This is a genomic window from Kitasatospora sp. NPDC092286 (assembly GCF_044755565.1).
In the GTDB taxonomy this organism is placed as follows: domain Bacteria; phylum Actinomycetota; class Actinomycetes; order Streptomycetales; family Streptomycetaceae; genus Kitasatospora.
Genome location: NZ_JBIVRD010000028.1, coordinates 65,362 through 86,931 on the forward strand (window position 1 = coordinate 65,362; position 21,570 = coordinate 86,931).

Annotated in this window: 15 protein-coding genes; 4 read left to right on the forward strand and 11 right to left on the reverse strand. The window is 72.1% G+C overall.

Annotated elements, in window-relative coordinates:
* The first annotated feature begins 79 nt into the window (after positions 1-79).
* Positions 80-697: a GNAT family N-acetyltransferase gene (locus tag ACIQIB_RS26305; protein WP_363613039.1), complete on the forward strand. Its 618-nt coding sequence runs from the start codon at positions 80-82 to the stop codon at positions 695-697.
* Between the two features lie 114 nt (positions 698-811).
* On the opposite strand, the gene trxA is transcribed toward ACIQIB_RS26305, so the two are convergent.
* The 7 genes from trxA to ACIQIB_RS26340 all read right to left on the reverse strand — a co-directional run bounded on the left by trxA (position 812) and on the right by ACIQIB_RS26340 (position 11,452).
* On the reverse strand, positions 812-1,138 hold the full coding sequence (gene trxA, locus ACIQIB_RS26310; RefSeq protein ID WP_363613037.1) for a thioredoxin: 327 nt from the start codon (positions 1,136-1,138) through the stop codon (positions 812-814).
* Between the two features lie 134 nt (positions 1,139-1,272).
* On the reverse strand, positions 1,273-2,238 hold the full coding sequence (trxB, locus tag ACIQIB_RS26315; RefSeq protein ID WP_363613035.1) for a thioredoxin-disulfide reductase: 966 nt from the start codon (positions 2,236-2,238) through the stop codon (positions 1,273-1,275).
* Between the two features lie 173 nt (positions 2,239-2,411).
* Positions 2,412-3,401 (reverse strand): hypothetical protein, encoded by a 990-nt coding sequence (locus ACIQIB_RS26320; RefSeq protein ID WP_400761045.1) that lies wholly within the window; start codon positions 3,399-3,401, stop codon positions 2,412-2,414.
* Positions 3,398-4,144, reverse strand: coding sequence for an RNA polymerase sigma factor SigM (gene sigM, locus ACIQIB_RS26325; protein ID WP_400654084.1), 747 nt, complete (start codon positions 4,142-4,144; stop codon positions 3,398-3,400). The genes ACIQIB_RS26320 and sigM overlap by 4 nt, the downstream gene beginning before the upstream one ends.
* 63 nt (positions 4,145-4,207) lie before the next feature.
* Entirely contained in the window at positions 4,208-6,166 is a 1,959-nt protein-coding gene (locus tag ACIQIB_RS26330) for a protein kinase family protein (protein WP_400761048.1), read from the reverse strand.
* 309 nt (positions 6,167-6,475) lie between these two features.
* Positions 6,476-8,959: a murein biosynthesis integral membrane protein MurJ gene (gene murJ / locus ACIQIB_RS26335; protein ID WP_400761050.1), complete on the reverse strand. Its 2,484-nt coding sequence runs from the start codon at positions 8,957-8,959 to the stop codon at positions 6,476-6,478.
* A 57-nt stretch (positions 8,960-9,016) separates the two neighbouring features.
* Positions 9,017-11,452, reverse strand: a complete 2,436-nt coding sequence (locus ACIQIB_RS26340) for a DUF6049 family protein (protein WP_400761052.1) — start codon at positions 11,450-11,452, stop codon at positions 9,017-9,019.
* Between the two features lie 372 nt (positions 11,453-11,824).
* Between ACIQIB_RS26340 and ACIQIB_RS26345 the strand changes: the two genes are divergently transcribed.
* Positions 11,825-13,249 (forward strand): CCA tRNA nucleotidyltransferase, encoded by a 1,425-nt coding sequence (locus ACIQIB_RS26345; RefSeq protein ID WP_363613084.1) that lies wholly within the window; start codon positions 11,825-11,827, stop codon positions 13,247-13,249.
* 153 nt (positions 13,250-13,402) lie between these two features.
* Positions 13,403-14,122 carry a restriction endonuclease gene (locus tag ACIQIB_RS26350; protein WP_363613023.1) on the forward strand — a complete coding sequence of 240 codons (720 nt, stop codon included), beginning with the start codon at positions 13,403-13,405 and terminating at the stop codon, positions 14,120-14,122.
* A 100-nt stretch (positions 14,123-14,222) separates the two neighbouring features.
* Here the strand turns inward: ACIQIB_RS26350 and ACIQIB_RS26355 are convergent, their stop codons facing one another.
* The 4 genes from ACIQIB_RS26355 to ACIQIB_RS26370 form a co-directional block, all read right to left on the reverse strand.
* Positions 14,223-14,858, reverse strand: coding sequence for a hypothetical protein (locus tag ACIQIB_RS26355; RefSeq protein WP_400761055.1), 636 nt, complete (start codon positions 14,856-14,858; stop codon positions 14,223-14,225).
* A 106-nt stretch (positions 14,859-14,964) separates the two neighbouring features.
* Complete coding sequence (locus tag ACIQIB_RS26360) at positions 14,965-16,302, reverse strand: MFS transporter (protein ID WP_400761058.1); 1,338 nt, start codon at positions 16,300-16,302, stop codon at positions 14,965-14,967.
* Positions 16,303-16,500: 198 nt separating this feature from the next.
* Entirely contained in the window at positions 16,501-17,583 is a 1,083-nt protein-coding gene (locus ACIQIB_RS26365) for an inositol-3-phosphate synthase (RefSeq protein WP_363613801.1), read from the reverse strand.
* A 126-nt stretch (positions 17,584-17,709) separates the two neighbouring features.
* Positions 17,710-18,411, reverse strand: a complete 702-nt coding sequence (locus ACIQIB_RS26370) for a PadR family transcriptional regulator (RefSeq protein ID WP_363613799.1) — start codon at positions 18,409-18,411, stop codon at positions 17,710-17,712.
* A 509-nt stretch (positions 18,412-18,920) separates the two neighbouring features.
* Here ACIQIB_RS26370 and ACIQIB_RS26375 point away from each other — a divergent pair.
* The gene (locus ACIQIB_RS26375) at positions 18,921-21,437 is read left to right on the forward strand and encodes a transglycosylase domain-containing protein (RefSeq protein WP_400761060.1); all 2,517 of its coding nucleotides are present in this window, start codon (positions 18,921-18,923) and stop codon (positions 21,435-21,437) included.
* Positions 21,438-21,570 lie beyond the last annotated feature (133 nt).

A 21,570-nucleotide genomic window follows, 5' to 3' on the forward strand; every position in this document is an offset into this window, starting at 1 on the left:
CGGTGTTTCACGTGAAACATGCACCCATCGGCGTTCGGGGGGAATGCTCGACTGTGGAGTGGACGAGGAGGTGCGGGGTATGGGACGCCGGATCGTTCCGCTGACGCTGGACAACCTCGGAGATCTGCCGACGACCTGCCGGTCCTGTGTGTTCTGGGAGCTGGACCCGGTCAGCGGGCGGGCGGCGGTCGAGTCCGGCAAGCCCGAGCAGGAGAAGGAGGCGTGGATCTCCGCGGTGCTGCTGGAGTGGGGGTCCTGCGGCCGGATCGTCTATGTGGACGACCAGCCCGCCGGGTTCGTGCTCTACGCCCCGCCCGCCTATGTGCCCCGCTCGCAGTCGTTCCCGACCAGTCCGGTCTCTCCGGACGCCGTCCAGCTGATGATCAGCCGGGTACTGCCGGGCTATCAACGGCAGGGGATCGGTCGGGTGCTGGTGCAGACGGTGGCCAAGGATCTGCTGGGCCGCGGGGTCCGGGCGGTCGAGGCCTTCGGCGCGGTCGGACGGCAGCCGCCGAGCTGTGTGCTGCCGGTCGACCATCTGCTCGCGGTCGGCTTCAAGACCGTTCGTCCGCACCCCCGCTACCCGAGGCTGCGGCTGGAGGCGCGGACCACGCTGTCCTGGCGGGGCGATGTGGAGGGGGCTCTGGAGCGGCTCCTGGGCGGGGCTCGCAAGGAGCCGGCGCTGCGGCCGTTCTGAGCCGGCCGACCGTTCCCGGCCGCTCGCCCGGAGCCGGGCCGAGGGGGAGGAACACGACGAGGGCGGGGCTCCCGATGGGGGAGCCCCGCCCTCGTCGTGCCGGTCGGGCCGGACCTAGATGAACTCGGCCAGCTCGCGCAGCAGCGCGGCCTTCGGACGGGCGCCGGTGATCGACTTCACCGGCTCGCCGCCCTTGTAGACGATCAGCGTCGGGATGGAGATCACGTTGTACTGAGCCGCGGTCTGCTGGTTGTTGTCGACGTCGAGCTTGGCGATGGTCAGCTTGTCGCCGTGCTCGGCCGCGATCTCCTCCAGGATCGGGGCGACCTGGCGGCACGGGCCGCACCAGGTGGCCCAGAAGTCGACCAGAACGGGCTTGTCGCTGTCCAGGACGTCGGCCTTGAACGTCGCGTCGGTGACGGTGGTGGTGGCGCCGGCCACGGGAACTCCTCGGGATCGAACGGAGAGGGCTGCTGCCAGAAGAACAACGGGCGGGCCCGTTCTGTTTCTGCCTGGCCGGGGCGGGGGTGTTTCACGTGGAACACCCCCGCCGGGGGCGGTCGGTGGTGCGGAGGTCAGACCGCGACGGTGGCGGCCTGGGCCTCGAGGTCGGCCAGCGCGGCCAGGTAGCGCTCGGCGTCCAGCGCGGCGGAGCAGCCGGTGCCGGCGGCGGTGATGGCCTGGCGGTAGGTGTGGTCGACCACGTCGCCCGCGCCGAAGACGCCGGGGATGCTGGTCCGGGTCGAGGGGGCCTCGACCTTGAGGTAGCCCTCGGCGTCGAGGTCCAGCTGGCCCGTGAAGAGGTCGGTCCGCGGGTCGTGGCCGATGGCGATGAACAGGCCGGTGACGGCCAGCTCGCGGGTCTCGCCGGTGGTGGTGTCGCGCAGGGTGACGCCGGTCAGCTTCGGGTCCCCGTGGATGGCCTCGACCGCGCTGTCCCACTCGAAGCGGATCTTCTCGTCGGCGAAGGCGCGCTCCTGCATCGCCTTGGAGGCGCGCAGGGTGTCACGGCGGTGGATGATCGTGACGCTGCGGGCGAAGCGGGAGAGGAAGGTCGCCTCCTCCAGCGCGGTGTCACCGCCGCCGACCACCGCGATGTCCTGGTCGCGGAAGAAGAAGCCGTCGCAGGTGGCGCACCAGGAGACGCCGCGACCGGAGAGCTTGTCCTCGTTCGGCAGGCCCAGCTTGCGGTGCTGGGAGCCGGTGGTGACGATCACCGCGCGGGCCTTGTGGACGTTGCCCTCGGAGTCGGTGACGGTCTTGATGTCGCCGGTGAGGTCCACCGCGACGATGTCGTCCGGGATCAGCTCGGCGCCGAACCGCTCGGCCTGCGCCCGCATGTTGTCCATCAGCTCGGGACCCATGATGCCGTCCCGGAAACCGGGGAAGTTCTCCACCTCGGTGGTGTTCATCAGCGCGCCACCGGCGGTGACGGCCCCCTCGAAGACCAGAGGCTTGAGGGAGGCACGGGCGGTGTAGAGCGCGGCCGTGTAGCCGGCCGGGCCGGAACCGATGATGATCACGTTACGGACGTCGCTCACTGCATCTCCTGGTTCGCATCGCGACCCGCGTTAGGTGCGGGGAGGGCGGTCCTGCTCCGCCGCCCGGGACAACGACTGACCAGTGTCTCGCATTCCCAGGCGGATCAGTACCAGGTGCCCGCAGTCCGGGAGCGCCGGGCCGTGCTGGGCGTGGATCGCTCGGGAACAGTCGGTCAGCGGGCCGGGACCGTGCGGTGCAGCAGGACCGGCCCGCAGCCGGGGGAGCGCAGATAGACGTCGAGCAGCCCGGACCGGTCCGGCACCGGGTACACCAGGACCTCGACCGGGGCGCCGGCGTAGCTGCCGCGGTCGGTGGCCAGCGGCGGTCCGTCGGCGGGCGCCGGGCAGGCCGGGGCGGAGCGGCCGCCACCGCCGAGCCCCTGCGTTCCGTCGGCGGGCGGCCCGTCGGCGGGCGTTCCGTCGGCGGGCCCGGAGGGGACGGAGGGCTTGGCCGCCGGGGGAGCGGGGGTGGCGGTGGTCCGGGCGAGCAACTGCTGGATCTGGGCCGCGAGCCGGTCGTCCCGGTAGACGGTGCCGCCGGCGGCGTGCTCCGCCCTGCCGTCGGTGGTGGCAGCGGCGGCGGCCGGGGCGTCGGCCTTCGCCATGGTGCCGTCGACGGACTGCCGGTCCGCGGGGCGCAGCAGCAGGACGCCGCCGAGGCCGATCGCGAGCAGGGCGGCGGCCGAGCCGAGCAGCAGGCCGGCCCGTCGTCGGCGGGGGCGGGAGCGGCCCGCTCCGGTGGCGCCGGGACCGGCGGGCGCCGTGGCCGCGGACGGACGGCCGGGCGGCGGTGCGAGTGGGGGTGCGGGCGCCGTGGACGGCGCCGTGGCAGGGCGGGACGGCCGGGCCGGGGGCCCGGCCCCGTCGTCGGCCGCAGCGGCCTCCTGGGCGCCCTCCACGGCCTCGGCGACCGCGGCGGCCAGGGCGGCGTCGAGCCGCCCGGCGAGGTCGGCGGGCATCGGCGGCGGTTCGACGGCGCCCAGCAGTGCCTGGACCTCGGCGAGCGCGTCGGCCGTCTCGCGGCACTCGGCGCAGCCGTCCAGGTGCCGTCGCAGGGCCCCGGCGGTGGCGGCGGACTCGACCAGCCCCTCGGCGAGGTCGGCGAGCTCGTCCGGGTCGGGGTGCGGTCCGATGGGGTCGGGGGAGGAGAGGGGGGCCGTCATCGCGCGCTCGCGTCTCCTTCCAGGATCGGTCGGCCGGTGTCCAGGCCTGTCCCTGGGACGGTACGGGGCCCCGAGGGGTTCCCCGGCGGGGCGGCGGCGCCCCGTTCCGCCGGTGCCGTCGTCCCGGGAGCGGGCGCTGTTTCACGTGAAACGGCGGGTGCGCCGCCGTCGCCGCGCAGATGGCGGACCAGCGGGAGCAGCCGGGCCCGGCCCCGGGCGCAGCGGCTCTTCACCGTCCCGACCGGCACGCCCAGCAGTTCGGCCGCCTCGGCGACCGGATAGCCCTGCATGTCGACCAGGACCAGGGCGGCCCGCTGCTCGACCGGCAGCTCGGCCAGCGCGGCGGTGAGTTCCCGGTGCACCTCGGCGCGGACCACCGGGCTGTCGGCCGGTTCGGCGGAGCCGACCAGGGCGTCCAGCCGCCGGGGGTCGTCGTCGAGCGGTCCGGTGCGGCGGGTGGCGGTGCGGCGGGCCCGGTCCAGGCAGGCGTTGACCACGATCCGGTGCAGCCAGGTGGTGACGGCCGAGCGGCCCTGGAACGTGTGGGCGGAGCGGAGCGCGGAGACCAGCGCGTCCTGGAGGGCGTCGGCGGCCTCCTCACGGTCGCCGAGGGTGCGCACCGCGACCGCCCAGAGCCGGTCGCGGTGGCGGCTGACCAGCAGGCCGAAGGCGTCCCGGTCGCCGGCGACGTGCCGGGCGAGCAGCGCCGCGTCGTCGTCCGTCCGGTCCGCGCCGTCCGCCACCGCCACCCCTCCCGTGTCCTGCGCTCCGGTGTGCCAGGCCCTGCCCCCGCCGTGCCGGTCCGGTCAGCCGGAGACCTTGACCTCGGCGATCCCGCCGCGGTACCTGCCGTCCGATGGATCCTTCGGCAGGCTGGTGATCCAGATCAGGAGGTAGCGCGTGGTGACCGGGCTCTCCAGGGTGTAGTCGGCCGTGGGGCCGCTGTGCTTGCCGAGCACCGTGTAGTCCCCCGGCTGCGCCTTCAGCGGGGCGGCGGCGGCCTGGGCGTTCGGCACCCGCAGCTCCGCCGTGGTGGAGCCGAGGAACTGGACGTTCACCGAGCTGACCGTCTGCGGCGTGCCGAGGTCGATCAGCAGACCGGTGCCCTCCTTGAGGAGGGGCTTGGGACCGAACGGGTCGTTGTACCACTGCGGGACCCAGGCGGTGTTCGGGTCCCCGTCGAAGGCCTTGGCGGTCGAGTAGGCGCCTTCCGGGCCATCGCCCTGCGGGTTGTACGACTGCGCGTCCTTGACCGGGATCGGCACCGGTGTGTGGGTGGTGGCGTGTGTCGTCGGTGAGGTGACGGTCGCGGACGGGGAGGTCGCCACGGCGGGCTGGTTGTTGCGCAGGCTGTCGACCAGCTGCCAGGAGGCGACGCCGATCGCGCCGAGGGCGACCGTCCAGGCCGTCACCTTGAGCACCCGGCGCAGCCGCCGCCGGGTGCGCCGGGCGGGGACCGGGCGGGGACCGGCCGGCGGCTGGGCGATGCCGGGGGCGGCGACCACCCGGGTCGGGTTGGGCGCGGTGGGCAGCGCGTGCGTGTTGTGCCGGGGCGGGGCGGTGAAGGCCGGCAGCTCCGGCTCGGGCTGGCGGATGCGGGGCATCAGCGCGATGGCCCTGGCCAGCTGCTCGGGGGTGGTGATCGGCTCGGCGTGGTGCGGCGGGTGGTCGAAGAAGGCGCGGGCGGCCAGCTCGGACAGACCCTTGTGGACCCCGGCCCTGACCTGGTCCGGCGGCACCTCGCGGAGGTTCTTCGGCAGCCCCTGGAGGTCGTAGCGGTCCTCGGGGAACGGCCAGCGGTGGGTGAGCGCGGCGTACAGCAGGGCGCCGATGGCCCGGGTGTCGGTGCGCTCGGTGTCCTCGGCGGTGTCCTCGGCGGTGTCCTCGGCGGGCAGGCCGCGCAGGGCGGCGTCCACCGCGATGCCGTTGATCCGGTACTGGCCGCTGTCGGTGCGCAGCACACAGCGCGGGGTGAGCCGCAGATGGGCCTGGCCGCGCTGGTGGGCGGCGGCCACGGCATCGGTGACCTGGCGGACCATCTGGTAGGCCTCGTGCGGCTCCATCGGGCCGTCGGCGAGCAGCTTGGCGAGGTCGGAGGCGTGCGGCAGCCACTCCCGCACGACGTAGACCAGCTCGCCCTCCTGGACGGCGTCCAGGACCTGGACGAAGCGCGGGTCGCCGAGCAGCGCGGCGGACTTGGCGGCGGCCAGGACGGCGCGGGCCCGCTGGTGCCCGGAGGCCATCAGATGGACGCCGACGGCCCGGCGCAGCTTCTCGTCGACCGCCCGCCAGCTGCTGAAGGTCTCGGTCTGGGAGATGCACTCCTCCAGCCGGTACCGGTTGCCGATCTTGTCGCCGCTGTGCCGCAGGGGGGCCGGCAGGGTACGCGGGAGGGTGCCGGTGGCGCGGGGGTCGACGGTGGGCTGCGGGTCCTGCGGAGGGCGGCCGGCGGGGTGTCCCGAGGGCGCACCCGCGGACGGCTTCGCCGCCCCCTGGCCCGTTCGGCGCCGGTCCGCGGCGGCGGCGCGCGCGGCGCCCGCGGCCAGCTCGGCGGCGATCTCGTCGGCCGACAGCGGTGCGGTGATCTCCGAGGTCTCCTCGCCGCTGGAGGCGGTTTCGGGGGAGCGGTCGGCGGTGTCGTCGGCGTCGTCCGTCCCGGCGGCCGTGTCGACCGCGAGCTCGTCGATCGCGGCGGCCAGCGCGGCCTCGTCCGTCGTCCCGTCAGCCGCTGACGTGTCGACGACCGCCTTGGTGCCATCAGCCACCGTGGTCCTGCCTCCCCTTGTGTCGCCCCGGCCTGAGAGAGTCGCTGGAGCACGCGGGCGGGCAGGCCCAGCGCTCCAGGACAATTGTGCCCACTCTTCTCCACCGGGTACGACCGCTGAAAGGTCCGGGCGGTTGCGCGGTGGTGGAGAGATGTGGTGCGGATCCGGCACTGGGCCGCCATCGCGGAGCCCGGGACGACCCGGGAGCCGATGGCGGCCCAGTGCCCGCCCCGGTGGGGCGGAGAACCCCGTCCGTCCGGTTGACGCCCGGTCAGGGCGGCGGCCGGTGCGGCCGGTTGGTACGTGTGGTCAGCGGCCCAGTCGGCCGCGGACCATCCCCAGCATGGCGTTCAGTTCCTCGATCCGCAGCCGCTTCGCGATCAGCACGAAGACGGCCAGCTGGAGCCCGCCGGCCAGGACGACCGAGAGCACGCTGCCCGGCCAGCCGCCGAGAACGCGCTGGACCGCCAGGCTGACGGCCAGGCCGACCACGGCGGCGGGCACACAGGCGGCCGCCAGCCGGCTGTAGGTCCTGCCGATCCGCTTGGTGTCCAGGCCGCCGATCTTCCGCTTCAGCTTCGGTACGGCCACCATCACTCCGATGGCGTACGCCAGACCGTACCCGAACGCCATGCCCGTCACCGTCCACTCGGGCGGCAGCACGAACCAGCAGAGCACCGAGAAGACGGCCTGGCAGGCCGCCACCCAGACGGTGTTGGAGAACGGCGTGCGGGTGTCCTCGTAGGCGTAGAAGCCGCGCAGCATCACGTACTGCGCCGAGTAAGGGATCAGGCCCAGTGCGAAGGCGGAGAGCATCAGACCGACGTTGGTGGCGCTGAGCAGGACGGTCCGGTCGCCGCCCACCGCGTAGATCGCGCGGCCGATCGCCGGGCCGAGGGCCAGGAACAGGAACGCGGCCGGGACGACCGCCACCGCGGTGGTGCGCAGACCGTGCGAGAGGTCGTCGCGGACCGCGCCGGCGTCCTCGTCGGCGGCGGCCCGGGAGAGCCGGGGAAGTACCGCGCTCATGATCGAGACGGTGATCACGGCCTGCGGCAGCTGCCAGATCAGCAGCGCGTTGGAGAACGCGGCGAGGCCCACACCGCGGTGGCCGGTCTTCTCGGCGGCGCTGCCGGCGGCGGTGGCCAGCTGGGTGATGACCAGGAAGCCGGCCTGGTTGGCGAGCACGAAGAAGAAGGTCCACTTGGCCAGCCGGCCGGCCTTGCCCAGACCGTGGCCACGCCAGTCGAAGCGCGGCCGGAAGCGGAAACCGGCCGCCCGCAGGTACGGGATCATCGCCAGCGCCTGGACCACCAGGCCGACCATGGTGCCGATGCCGAGCAGCCGGACGCCCTCGGGCGAGACGGTCTCCGGGGTGACCTCGGTGCTGCCGAAGCTGCCGTAGACCCAGATGTACGCGGAGAAGGTGAAGATCACCACGATGTTGTTGAGGACCGGGGTCCACATCATCGCGCCGAAGCGGCCGCGGGCGTTGAGGATCTGCCCCATCACCACATGGATACCCATGAAGAAGATGGTCGGCAGGCAGTACCGCGCCAGCGCCACGGTGGTCGCGGCCCGGGTCGGGTTCTCCATCATCGGGTGCGAGATCAGCTGGACCAGCAGGGGCGCCCCGACCACGGCCAGCAGCACCACGGCGCCGAGCCCGACCATCACCAGGGTGAGCAGCCGGCTGGCGTAGGCGGTTCCGCCGTCCTCGTCGTTCTTCATGCTGCGCACCAGCTGCGGCACGAAGACCGCGTTCAGCGCGCCGCCGCCGATCAGGATGTAGAGCAGGGTCGGCAGGGTGTAGGCCGCGTTGTAGGAGTCACCCATCACGGCGATGCCGATCGCGCTGGTGATCACCATGGTGCGCAGGAAGCCGGTGCCCCGGGAGACCAGGGTGCCGGCCGCCATGATCGCGCTGGAGTTGAGCAGGCTCGTGACCTTGCCGCCGCCACCGGCCGCGGGCGCCGGGGCGGTGCGTTCCTCGGCGGCGAGCTCCTCCAGGGGCTCCACCGCGGGCGGCAGCTGCACCGCCGCCACCTGCCTGGTGGCCTCCTCCTCGGAGAGCGGCGGGTCGAACTCGATCGGCGGGACGAACGGGCGCTGCCCGTCCGGGTCGTGCGGGTGTCCGTGCTGTCCCGGGTACCCGCCGCCCGGGGGGAACGGCGCGGGTGCGACGGGCGGCGGGCCCAGCGGGGGCTGTCCCATGAACGGCTGGACCAGCGGCGGCTGGGGCATCGGCGGCTGGGCCGCGTAGGCCTGGGGCCCGGGGGGCTGGACCAGCGGCGGCTGGGGCTGGGCCGCCGCGGCATGGCCGCCGCCGAACAGCGCGTCCACCCCGACGTACTCGGTGGTCTCGGAGTCCCACGCCGAGTGCGCCGGGCCGGGCTGCCACTGCGGCTGGCCGCCCCACTGGCCGCCCCACTGGGCGCCGGACTGGCTGTCGGCCTGGGCCGGCTGCTCCCAGCCGGGCCGGTTCTCCTGCCAGCCCGCCTGGGCCGGGGCGTCCCAGCCGGGCTGCACCGGCGGAACCGGCGTCGGGTAGCCGCCCCCCTGCGGCGGCAGCTGCGGCGGCACGTCGTAGGCGGCGGCCTGCTGCTGCGGCGCGGCGGGCCGGGCGGCCCCCAGACCGTACGGGTCCTGACCGTCCTGGTGACCCTGGTACGCGTTGGCCGCGTACGGGTCCTGGGCGTAGGTGTCGGCCACGTACCAGTCGCCGGACGGCGACTCCGCGGCCGGCCGGCCCTCACCGCGGCCCGGCGGCCGCTCCTCGCTGCGCCCGGTCATGTCACCTCTTCGCTGTCGTGGGGGAGGCCGCCCCGGAATCGGGGGGTGTCGGCGGTATCAAGGACCAACCTTCTCATCACTGGTGGCCTGATCCCGGCCATCTGCGGCGCTGCCGCGCGGTGTCTGCGCGGCTCCTCCACGTTCGGGCCCCTCCCCGTCGCCCGCGTCCCCGGCCGGGGCGGGCTCTTCGGAGAGCGGTGCGTCGGGGTCCTCGGTGTCGGCCCCCCGCCGCTTGCGCTGGCGGAAGAAGCGCAGCGCCGCCAGCAGCAGCAGCACCAGGCCGCCGCCGAAGACGTACAGCACGCCGTTGGTCACCGAGGTGACCTCCACGGTGAACCGCTGTTCGTCGCCGTACGGCCGGGAGTCCGGGCCGGTGGTCCAGAGCTGGGCGGTCATCTGGACCGGCCCGTTGTTCTGCGCCTCGGCCTGGAACCGCAGCGTGACGCTCTGCGAGGCGGGCAGGACCAGCTCCTCCGGATCGCTGACCCGGAGCCGGTTGGGCTGGGTCGGGCGCAGCACCAGCTTGAGATTGGTGACCGGCTGGGTGAGGTCGTTGCGGACGCTGACCTGCAGGACCCCGGTGTCCCCGGCGAGGGTGATGACGTTCTTCTGCGGCACCTTCACCGCTTTGGTCAGATCGCCGAGGTAGGTCGACACCCCGTCGCGGTAGGTGCTGCCGGCCGGCGCCTGGGTCCGCCACTCCGTCGACATCGAGCGGACCATGGCCGCGCTGAACGGACCGCGCACCCGCTGCGGCAGGGTCAGGACGCGCATCAGCAGGTCCAGATCGCTCTGGATCTTGATGGTGCCGGTCAGGTCCGAGGACGGCAGTTCCGAGGAGCGTGCGTGGGCCGGGTAGTCGGCGGCGGCCGGGACGGAGCCGTTCGCCTTCGGGTCGGGGGCGCTCTGGGCCACCACGTCCAGCTTGACCTGCTCCACCCACTTGCCGGTCTGCGCCGTCTGCAGGGCCGTGGCCAGCACCTTGGCGGTGTCGGCGGTCAGCTCGCGCGGCGGCATCACCAGCAGGCCACGGGGGTTCTGCGGCTCCTGGCGGCTGATCACGAAGGTCTCGGCCAGGAAGCGCTGCACCGCCAGGGTCTGGGCCTGCGGGGTGTTCAGGTCCGACTGGAACAGACCGGCGATCGTCTCGTCGGCCACCACCCCGGTCTGCCCGTTGCCGATCGGGCGTACCGCGGTCGGCGTGTACTTCAGCGCGTCCGACTCCGGCAGGCTCGCCCCGTTCACCAGCACCAGGCCGGCGCCCGCACGCTGGGCCACGCCCGCGATCTGCTGGTCCAGATACCCCTGGTACGGCCAGGCCACATCGGAGCGGGTGTCCACCGCCAGCCGGCCCTCGACGGTCAGCCGGCCCGCCGTGGCCGCCTTGCCCAGCGCGGCGTCCATGCCCTGCAGGTCGGCGCCGTTGTGCGCGATGGAGGCGAGGTCCGGGTCGGCGTACGGCAGCGACACCACCTGGCTGGTCGGCTTGGCGACGGCCGTGCGCAGCTTCTCCAGCCAGGCCGTCGCGGCGGCCTGGCCGGTGCCCTGGACGGTGTTGTCCTCCTTCGCCGCCTGATGCTCGGTGCCCGGCTTCTGCACCCGGTACGGCCTGGTCATCGCGAACGCGGTGTCCAGCAGGTCCGGGTCGACCACCCAGGTCAGCCCCGGCAGCTTGGATCCGGTGTCCACCAGCTCGTACAGCCGACCGCCGGGGGAGAAGTCGGCGGCCAGGCTGTCGTCGCGCAGCACCGAGACGGTCTGCTCGTTCTCGGAGATGGTCTGCGCGGCCAGCACCGGCGCGTGCACCAGCGGCCACAGGATGGCGACCTTGGACGGCTGCGCGTCGGCCGGCGTCGGGCTGTACGGCAGGAACGTCCGGGCGATGCCGAGCGGCCGGTCGCGCTGGTTGTCCGCGGTCGAACCCCAGACGTCCACCGCCAGCTCGTACACGCCCTCTCCGGAGAGCTGGAGGTCGTTCACCGCGACCCCCAGGGTGTACTGCTGGGTCTGGCCCGGTCCCAGCTCGTTGAGCGCGTACTGCGGGCTGTCCAGCTCGACGCCGTCCGAGCCGGTCGGGCTGGTCCGGCCGGCCACGTTCAAGAGCTCGCTGCGGGCCGTCAGCGGCTTGCCCGACCAGGGCTTGCGCACCGCGGCGTGCGCGGACTTGAGCACCGACTTGCCACCGTTGGTGACCTGGCCGGTGATCGTCACGGTGCCGTTCTGCGCGGTGACCATGGGGGTCATCGTCTCGATGGTCATCACCACCGGGTACTCCGCGGAGACGGTGGAGTCGGCGGCCGGGAGGTTGCCGCCGTTCGGCAGCGCGCCGGCCGGCGCGGCCGACAGCAGCGCCAGCGCCGCGCCGACGGCGGCCGCGAACCGCCGGGCCGTGCGCGCCGCGCGGCGCCCCGGCTCCCCCCGGTCGGCGGCATGCCCGGTCCGTCCAGGCTGTCCGTACGCCTCCAGGCCCGAGTGCCGTGCCGGCTCGCCCACGCGCTTCGCCCTCGCCGTTCTCGATCGCTCGCTGCTTGATGCTGTCGCTGCTTGGTGCTGCGGATGCTCCGCCGGCCGATACGCGCGGCCGTGAGGAGTAGCCGTGAGGAACGCGGCCGTCCGCCGTCCGGTCGGCCGTGACGGCACGCGGCACGGCAACCGCTTCCCGGTGCCCGCGACCCGCTCCACCGGCATGGTAACGATGCTGCCAGGGGTGCGGTGTTGCGGCCCTTGAGCTGAGACGCCGAAAACGCGCGGGCGGTTGAGCCGCCCGGGCACGTACCCTTGTGAGCCGTGTCCACTGTCAATGAGCCCACTGCCCACGAGTCCGGCGCCCATCATTCCAGCACCGCCACCCAGGTCGTCCCAGGCCTGAGCGAGGCGCAGACCCTCGGGCTGCAAGAACTGCTGCGGGTCTCTCCGGTCGCCGACGAGATCGCCCGCCGTTTCGAGGCGGCCGGTCACCGGCTGGCGCTGGTCGGCGGCTCCGTCCGGGACGCCCTGCTGGGCCGGCTCGGCAACGACCTGGACTTCACCACCGACGCCCGTCCGCACCAGGTGCTCAAGCTGGTCAAGGGCTGGGCGGACGCCGTCTGGGACGTCGGCATCGCCTTCGGCACCGTGGGCGCACGCAAGGACACCCCGCAGGGCTCCTTCCTGATCGAGATCACCACCTACCGCTCCGAGGCGTACGACCGGACCTCGCGCAAGCCCGAGGTCAGCTACGGCGACACCATCGAGCAGGACCTGGTCCGCCGCGACTTCACGGTCAACGCGATGGCCGTCGACCTGCCCGGCCGCGGCTTCGTCGACCCGCACCACGGACTGGAGGACCTGGAGGCGCGGGTACTGCGCACCCCGGCCACCCCGGAGGAGTCCTTCTCCGACGACCCGCTGCGGATGATGCGCGCCGCCCGCTTCGCCGCCCAGCTCGACTTCGAGCCCGCCCCCGAGGTCGTCGCCGCGATGACCGCGATGGCCGACCGGATCTCGATCGTCTCCGCCGAGCGGGTCCAGGCCGAGCTCAACAAGCTGCTGCTCGCCGACCATCCGGTGAAGGGCCTGCGGCTGCTCGTCGACACCGGGCTCGCCGACCACGTGCTGCCCGAGCTGCCGGCGCTGCGGCTGGAGCGTGACGAGCACCACCGGCACAAGGACGTCTACGAGCACTCGCTGACCGTCCTGGAGCAGGCCATCGACCTGGAGCAGGACGGCCCGGACCTCACCCTGCGGCTGGCGGCGGTGCTGCACGACATCGGCAAGCCGCGCACCCGCCGGTTCGAGTCGGACGGCCGGGTCTCCTTCCACCACCACGAGGTGGTAGGCGCCAAGATGACCCGCAAGCGGATGTGCGAGCTGAAGTACTCCAAGGAGCTCACCGAGGACGTCTCCCGCCTGGTCGAGCTGCACCTGCGCTTCCACGGTTACGGCGGCGGCGAGTGGACCGACTCCGCGGTGCGCCGCTACGTCACCGACGCCGGGCCGCTGCTGGAGCGCCTGCACAAGCTCACCCGCTCCGACTGCACCACCCGCAACCGCAAGAAGGCCACCGCGCTCTCCCGCACCTACGACGGGCTGGAGACGCGGATCGACGAGCTGAGGGCCCGGGAGGAGCTGGACGCCGTCCGCCCCGCCCTGGACGGCAACCAGATCATGGAACTGCTCGGGCTGAAGCCGGGCCCCCAGGTCGGCAAGGCCTACAAGCACATGCTGGAGCTCCGCCTCGAACACGGCCCGATGGAGCACGACGAGGCCGTCGCCGCGCTCCGTGCCTGGTGGGACGTCCAGCAGGGCTGAGGTCGGGTTCGGCCGGGCCTCGAACCGTCAGGCATCCGTTAGCACATTCACTCGAAGATGTGGTTCGGCCTGGGTGGCCGTGGCATTCGGGTGAGGGCCTCGTTGCTCCGTCCGAGGGAGGGGACGTACCCCTCCGGAAGGAGCGACGAGGCCATGGCCATCGAAGCGGTGCTGTTGGAGTCCCCCACGATGCGCGCGAGCGTGGCGGACCGGGTGGAGACGCTGGACCGGGTGCGGGCACTGAGCCTGCTGCCGGACGGCGTGCACGTGACGACGGAGGGCGTCGCGCGGTACTTCGGGGTGGGTGAGAAGGCGGTGTACTCGCTCGTCATCGATCACCGCGCCGAGCTGGTGATGAACGGGTACTCGGTGGCGACCGGGGCCCGACTGGCCTCCTTGAAGGAGGTCTGTGGAATCAAGACCCGGGCCAAGTCCCTCGCGCTGTTCACCCGGCGCACCGTGCTGAACGTCGCGATGCTCCTGCGGGACAGCGAAACCGCACGTCAGGTGCGGTCCTACCTGCTGGACGCCGAGCGGGTCGCCCGGCCGGGGCCGGTGGAGAACCCGGTCGACCGGCCTGTGGACGACGGGCCTCTGCCGCCGGAGGGGAGCATCGACGCGGCGGTGGTGCGGATCGCCGAGTCGGTCGTCCGCCAGGTCGTCGCCACCTCCGTCACCCCGCTGCTGAACACCCTGGTGGCCGAGGTCGGCCGCAACAGCCACAAGCTCGACGCCCTGGGCGACCGGGTCGACCGGCTGGAGCGGATCGTGCTGGACGACGACGAGAAGGCGGCGGCCCGGCGGCGGCTGCGCCTGCTGCGGGCGCTGGACGAGGGAGCCGAGCCGGAGGAGCTTGACGAGCTGCTGCGATGAGGACGGGCAGGCGAAAGGGGGTGGCTCCGGAGGGATTCCGGGGCCACCCCCCCTGCGATCGCCGCAGCGCGTCGGGTCGGCTGTGGGCGGCTTGAGAAGGTCAGGACTTCTTGACGGGCGGGACGCCGGTGCCGGTGGTCAGCGGGCCGAGGCAGAGGACGTACCGCTTCTTGTTCCAGCGCCGGCCGCTCTTGCCCGAGACCGCGCTGGTGGACCCCGTCGTCTGTCGGCAGCGGGCGGTGTCGGTGGTGTCGTTGTACTTCGCCACGACCTTGTAATTCGCTTGGGAATCAGTGCACTTGACGATTTCGACGTCGCGCGTACCGGTCGCCTTCACACAGTCGCCGACCTTGGCGCTGCTGCCGCTCGGCCCGCTGACGAAGTAGCCGACGATCAGAGCGAGGCCGCCCAGCACGGCACCGACGATCTTCAGCTTGGCCTTCCGGCCGGTCCCCGGCGCCGGCTCGGCGGGCACCGGGTCGGGCGGCGGGCCGTACGTCGGAGAGCCGTACTGGGGCGGTGGGCCGTACGTCGGCGGCTGCTGTCCGTACGGCTGCTGACCGTACGGGGGCGCGGGCTGGGCGGGCTGGGGCGCGCCGGGATAGCCGTACGCCGGTGGCGGGCCGAACTGCGGAGCCGGAGCACCGTGCTGCGGAGGCACCGGCTGCGCCCCTGGCGGCCCCTGCGGCGGGCCGAACTGCGGCGGCTGCCCAGGGTGCTGGGGTGGAGTGCTCATCAGGTTGTCCCTCGAGACCGGGTGCTGTCGCTCCGACAGTTCTGACGTACCTTAGCGACCCTTGGCGCCTCGCCCGGACGCGACCGGTTCTGAGGGGCACGGGGTCTCAGGAGGACCGGTCACCGGGGAGCGGGCCGGTCCGCCGGGCCGCCCGGAGGTAGAAGACGGCGGTGAGCGCGTACACCAGGGCGACACCCGAGACCACCGCGGCCGACCGGCCGGAGAGCGGCAGCACCAGCGCCGTCACCAGCGCGGCGGCGACGAAGGCGACGTTGAACAGCACGTCGTAGATGGCGAAGACCCGGCCTCGGTACTCGTCCTCGACCGATTCCTGGACCATGGTGTCCGCGCAGATCTTGGTGCCCTGGGTGACCACCCCGAGCAGCAGCGCGGCGATCAGGCAGGGCACCAGTGAGAAGCCCAGGCCGAGCGCGGGCACGAAGACCACCGGCGCCGCCAGACAGGCCGTCATCCAGCCGGCCAGCCCGAGCCGGCGGGTGCACCAGGGGCTGATCACCGCCGCGATGAAGAACCCGGCGGCGGAGAGGCCGACCGCCTGCCCCAGGGTGACCAGCCCGGCCGCGCTGTCGGCCGGATCGTTGAAGGTGTAGCGGGCGAGCATCACCAGCACGACGATCAGCACGCCGTAGCAGAACCGGGCCGCGGTGACGGCGGTCAGCGCGTGCACCGCGGGCCGGCAGTCCCGGACCAGGTGCCGGAGGGCCGAGTTCAGCCCGCGGGCGGCCCGGACCAGGGCCTGGCCGAGCGGCGGGTGGCCGGCGTGCTGCTCGGGGCCGAGCAGGTCGGGGTCCATCCGGCGGGCGGCCAGCGCCGCCGAGAGGTAGAGCAGCGCGGCGACGGTCACCAGGGCCGCGTCGGCCGTCGGCCCGGGGGACATCACCTGGTGCAGCAGGAAGCCCATGCCGCCGCCGGAGGCCGCCGCGACCGTACCGAGGGTGGGGGAGAGCGCGTTGGCGGTGACCAGCTGGTCCTGCCGCACCACCCGGGGCAGCGCGGCCGAGAGACCGGCCAGGATGAACCGGTTGAGTGCGGTGACCAGCAGCGCGGAGGCGAAGAACAGCCAACTCGGGGCCTCGGCCAGGAGGAGGGCGCCGGTGAGCAGGCCGAGCCCGAACCGGGCGAGGTTGCCGTAGTACAGCACCTGGCGGCGGCGCCAGCGGTCCAGCAGCACACCGGCGAACGGGCCGATCACCGAGAACGGCAGCAGCATCACCGCCAGCACCGAGGCGATGTCGGCGGGAGAGGACTGCTTCTCCGGGGAGAACACCACATAGGCGGCGAGCGAGACCTGGAAGACGCCGTCGGAGAGCTGGGAGAGCACCCGGGCGGTCAGCAGCCGGCGGAAGTCGCGGCCGCGCAGCAGATCGAGAAGTGTGGCGCGTTGCGCGGACTGGTGGGTGCTGCTGTTCTCCGTGATCGCCACCCGCCCAGACTGCCATGGAACCGGCCGGTGTTTCACGTGAAACATTCGCCGGAAACGCCGGAGGGCCCGCGATCGTCCGATCGCGGGCCCTCCACGGAGGTGGTGCACCGCCGTCGCCTGGTGCCGGGGCCCAGGGCCCCGGCACCAGGCGGGCGTGAAGTGCTCAGCGGGCGTGAACCCCGCGGCGCCGGAGGCCGGTCAGCGCTCGACCTCGCCGCGGATGAACTTCTCGACGTTCTCGCGGGCCTCGTCGTCGAAGTACTGGACCGGCGGGGACTTCATGAAGTACGAGGACGCCGACAGGATCGGGCCGCCGATGCCGCGGTCCTTGGCGATCTTCGCGGCGCGCACGGCGTCGATGATGACGCCGGCGGAGTTCGGGGAGTCCCAGACCTCGAGCTTGTACTCCAGGTTCAGCGGGACGTCGCCGAACGCGCGGCCCTCGAGGCGGACGTAGGCCCACTTGCGGTCGTCCAGCCAGGCCACGTAGTCCGACGGGCCGATGTGGACGTTCTTGGCGCCCATCTCGCGGTCGCGGATCTGCGAGGTGACGGCCTGGGTCTTGGAGATCTTCTTGGACTCCAGGCGCTCACGCTCGAGCATGTTCTTGAAGTCCATGTTGCCGCCGACGTTCAGCTGCATGGTGCGCTCGAGGATCACACCGCGGTCCTCGAACAGCTTGGCCATCACGCGGTGCGTGATGGTGGCGCCGACCTGGGACTTGATGTCGTCACCGACGATCGGCACGCCGGCCTCGGTGAACTTGTCCGCCCACTCCTTGGTGCCCGCGATGAACACCGGCAGGGCGTTCACGAAGGCGACCTTGGCGTCGATGGCGCACTGGGCGTAGAACTTGGCCGCGTCCTCGGAGCCGACCGGCAGGTAGCAGACCAGGACGTCGACCTGCTGCTCCTTGAGCACCTGGACGACGTCGACCGGGGTCTCGTCGGACTCCTCGATGGTCTCCAGGTAGTACTTGCCCAGGCCGTCGAGGGTGTGACCACGCTGGACGGTGACGCCGGTGGGCGGCACGTCGCAGATCTTGATGGTGTTGTTCTCGCTGTTGCCGATGGCGTCGGCCAGGTCGAAGCCGACCTTCTTGGCATCGACGTCGAAGGCGGCGACGAACTCCACGTCACGGACGTGGTAGTCACCGAACTGGACGTGCATCAGCCCGGGGACCCTGCCGGCCGGGTCGGCGTCCTTGTAGTACTCGACACCCTGCACCAGCGACGCGGCGCAGTTGCCCACGCCCACGATGGCTACGCGAACCGAACCCATTCCGGTTGCTCCCTGTGATCTCATGAGAGCCGCCGGGGCTCGGCGGCACTCGTCCTGCTTCTTCGATGACTGCTTGACGGGCGCGAGGCGCCCACTCCTGCCGCGTGGCACAGGGCTGACGCGGTGTCAGCGCTCCTGGGCGGAGCGCCCCGGGCGGTCGTACGGTGGCCCGGGCGGGTCCGAGGACCCGTCCTCCTGGCCACGGCCGTCCGAAGTCTGTTCGGATACTGCGGTGTTCGGCCCGCCGGTGGACGGCCCGGTCCGGCCGGTGCGGTTGGCCCGCTCGGTCTCGATGAGCTCGTTGAGCCACCGGACCTCGCGCTCCACCGATTCCAGTCCGTGCCGCTGCAGCTCGACGGTGTAGTCGTCGAACCGCTCCCGGGCCCGGGCGAGCGAGTTGCGCATGCGCTCCAGGCGCTCCTCCAGCCGGCTGCGGCGTCCCTCCAGGACGCGCATCCGTACCGCGCGGTCGGTCTGGCCGAAGAACGCGAAGTGGACGCCGAAGTGCTCGTCCTCCCAGGCGTCGGGGCCGGAGTCGGCGAGCAGTTCCTCGAACCGCTGCTTGCCCTCGGGGGAGAGCCGGTAGACGATCTTGGACCGCTTGCCGTTGAGCGCGGTGGCCGGGACGTACTCGACGTCCGGGTTGTCCTCGACCAGGAAGCCCTGGGCCACCAGGCTCTTCAGACAGGGGTAGAGCGTTCCGTAGGAGAACGCGCGCAACGTTCCGAGGAGGACGTTGAGCCGCTTGCGCAGCTCGTACCCGTGCATCGGGGCGTCATGGAGCAGACCGAGAACGGCGAACTCCAGCACTCCTGAGCGCCTGCCCATTGCTGTCGTCCTCCTTCCCTCCGGCCGTTTTCCGGCCGCCGTGTCCGGCGGTATGTCGCTCCGATGTATCGGCTCGATATATCGAGAACAGTAAACCGGGGTCTCCGAAGGGGCAAGGGGGGCGCGCGTGAATGTGATCACAAGGCGACGCGCGGGCGGGCTTGGCAACGGGCGTGTAATGATCTACTGCCGTTTTGCGGTCATACGTAACTGATGCCCGATTAGTTGTATATCTCGGCTGCGTACGCTGTCGCGTGTGCACGAGGACCAACCTCCGGGGTCAGGGCGGTTGCGGGCATCGGACGTGAACCCTGCCTTCAGGCTCGACCGCCTGGCGAGGAGTAGCTGGAAACATGAGCGAACGACGGCGGAGGTCGCCGAACGGCGGCGGTGGGCAGCCCCCGGGCGGCAACGGCCGCCCGAGCGGAGCCGGACCCGATGAGCCCGGCCCGGAAGGTTCCGGCCGGCGGCGCCCCCCGGGCGTCAGGGAGACCGCGCAGCAGCCCCGGATGACCCGTGCCGAGCTGCGCAAGGCCGCCCAGAAGGGCGGCAGGCGCGGTGGTGCCGCGGCAGAGCCGCCGGCCGGACGGGGCGGAAAGCCCGGCGGTCCCGGCAAGCCGGGCAAGAAGCGGTTCATCGACTACCCGCGCTTCGGCAAGCAGGGCGTCCGCCGCTGGCTGCCGTCCTGGAAGCAGTGGCTCACCGGCTTCCTGGTGGTCTTCGCGACCTGCGTCGGCGGGGTCTGGTACGCGTACGCCAACACCGAGATCCCGAAGATCCACGACCTGGTCAAGGACCAGAACAACATCTACTACTGGGCCGACGGCACGGAGATGACCCGCAAGGGCGAGACCAACCGGCAGATCGTCGAGCTCTCGGAGATCAGCCCCTCCCTGCAGAACGCGGTGATCGCGGCGGAGAACGAGACTTTCCGCACCGACAGCGGCATCGACCCCAAGGGCATGCTCCGCGCCGTCTACAACATGGCGACCGGCGGCGAGACCCAGGGCGCCTCGACGATCACCCAGCAGTACGTCAAGAACGCCTACCTCAGCCAGGAGCAGACCCTCAGCCGCAAGGCGAAGGAGTTCTTCATCACCCTGAAGGTCAATCAGGACATGGAGAAGAACGACATCCTGAGGGACTATCTGAACATCAGCTGGTTCGGTCGCGGTGCCACCGGCATCCAGGCCGCCGCCCAGGCGTACTACGGGGTCGACGCCAAGGACCTCGACATCTGCCAGAGCGCCATGCTGGCCGGCCTGCTCAAGGGCGCCACCCTGTACGACCCCACCAACCCGGCCAACCACGACCGCGCGGAGGGCCGCTGGAAGTGGATCCTGGAGCGGATGGTCACCACCAAGAACGCCACGGCCGAGGAACGGGCCAAGTGCACCGCGTTCCCCGAGCCGATCCCGCGCAAGCCCTCGGCCAACATGAACGGCGAGATCAGCTACCTGGTCGACACCGCCAACAAGTTCGTCATGAGCAAGGACCCCCAGATCACCCAGCAGGTGATCGACAAGGGCGGTCTGAAGATCTACACGACCTTCGAGAAGGACAAGGTCGACGCCCTGAAGGCGGCCGTCGACGAGGTCAAGGGCGAGACGCTCAACCTGCAGAAGCGCCCCGAGCAGGACAAGTGGGTCCAGTTCGGCGCCGCCTCCGTCCGGCCCGGTGACGGCGCGATCGTCGCCCTCTACGGCGGCGACGGTGTGGAGAACCAGCACTTCGACAACAACGCCGACGCCAAGGGCGTCCAGGTCGGCTCGACCTTCAAGCCGTTCGTGCTGGCCGCGGCGATGCAGATCGGGGTGCAGACCGAGACCGACGACAAGGGCAAGCCGAAGCGGATCAACGCGGACAGCCGCTACCTCTCCGACGACATGTCCGAGATCCACAAGCCGGACGGCTCGCTGGTGATCGGCGACGACGGCAAGCCGTACCGGCAGCGGAACGAGGACCCCGGCAAGCGCGGCTACGTTTCGCTGCGGCAGGCCATGCAGAATTCGTACAACGTTCCGTTCGTCCAGCTCAACCAGGATGTCGGCGGCCAGAACGTGGCCAACATCGCGGAGGCGATGGGCGTGCGCAAGGAGAGCTTCGTCGACCCCAAGACCCCGACCTTCGCGCTCGGTACCTCCACCGTCAGTCCGATCCGGATGGCGACGGCGTACGCGACCCTCGCCGCCAGCGGCAAGGAGGCCGACCCCTACTCGGTGACCAAGGTCGAGTGGAGCGGCAGGGAGCGCCCCGGGTTCGCCAAGCCCGCGCTGAACCAGGCGCTGGAGACGGCCGTCGCGGACAACGTCACCGACGTGCTGGTGAACGTGGCGAAGAACGGTACCGGTTCCAAGACCAACACGCTCGGCCGCCCGGTGGCCGGCAAGACCGGTACCACCGACGAGAACAAGTCGGCCTGGTGGGTCGGCTACACCCCGCAGCTGGCCACCAGCGTCGCGATGTGGCGCGAGGACCCGGTCAAGCACGAGCGGCTGTCGCTCAAGGGAACCGGCGGCAAGGACTCGGTGCACGGTGGTGACACCCCGACGGACATCTTCACCCGGTACATGAAGGCCGCCCTGGCCAGCGAGAAGAAGATGGACTTCCCGGCCCCGCAGCCGATCGGCAGCCAGGTGGACTCCTTCGGCGCCCCGAGCACCGCGACCGCCACGACCTCTCCCTCGTCGACCGAGACCGTGCCGACCACCGCCCCGGAGCCGGGAGTCCCGCTGCCGCCGCAGCCGACCACCACCCAGGGCCCGGCCTGCGTCCCCGGCGTGGACTGCCCGGGCACGGTGCCGAGCCCGACGACGACCAGGACGCACCCGACCGGTGGTGGTGGCGGCGGTGGCGGAGCCTCGCCGACCTGCATCATCGGGAACATCGGGTGTACGACGCCGACCCCGACCTCCACGGACCCGGGTGGCGGCAACGGCGGCGGCACCGGCGGCGGCAAGCCGTCCGGCAGGCCGAGCACCTCGGCCACGCCGACCGGCGGTACATCGGGAAATCCGATTCCCTAGCAGGCTGACGGTGTGATCAACGGCGGTGGCGGCCCTCTCCGGAGGGCCGCCACCGCCGTTTCGCCGTATTCGGCGCGATTCGTCACGGCCGTGGCGGGGCGCCTGCCGGGCCGTTGCGGGGGCCTCCTCGTCC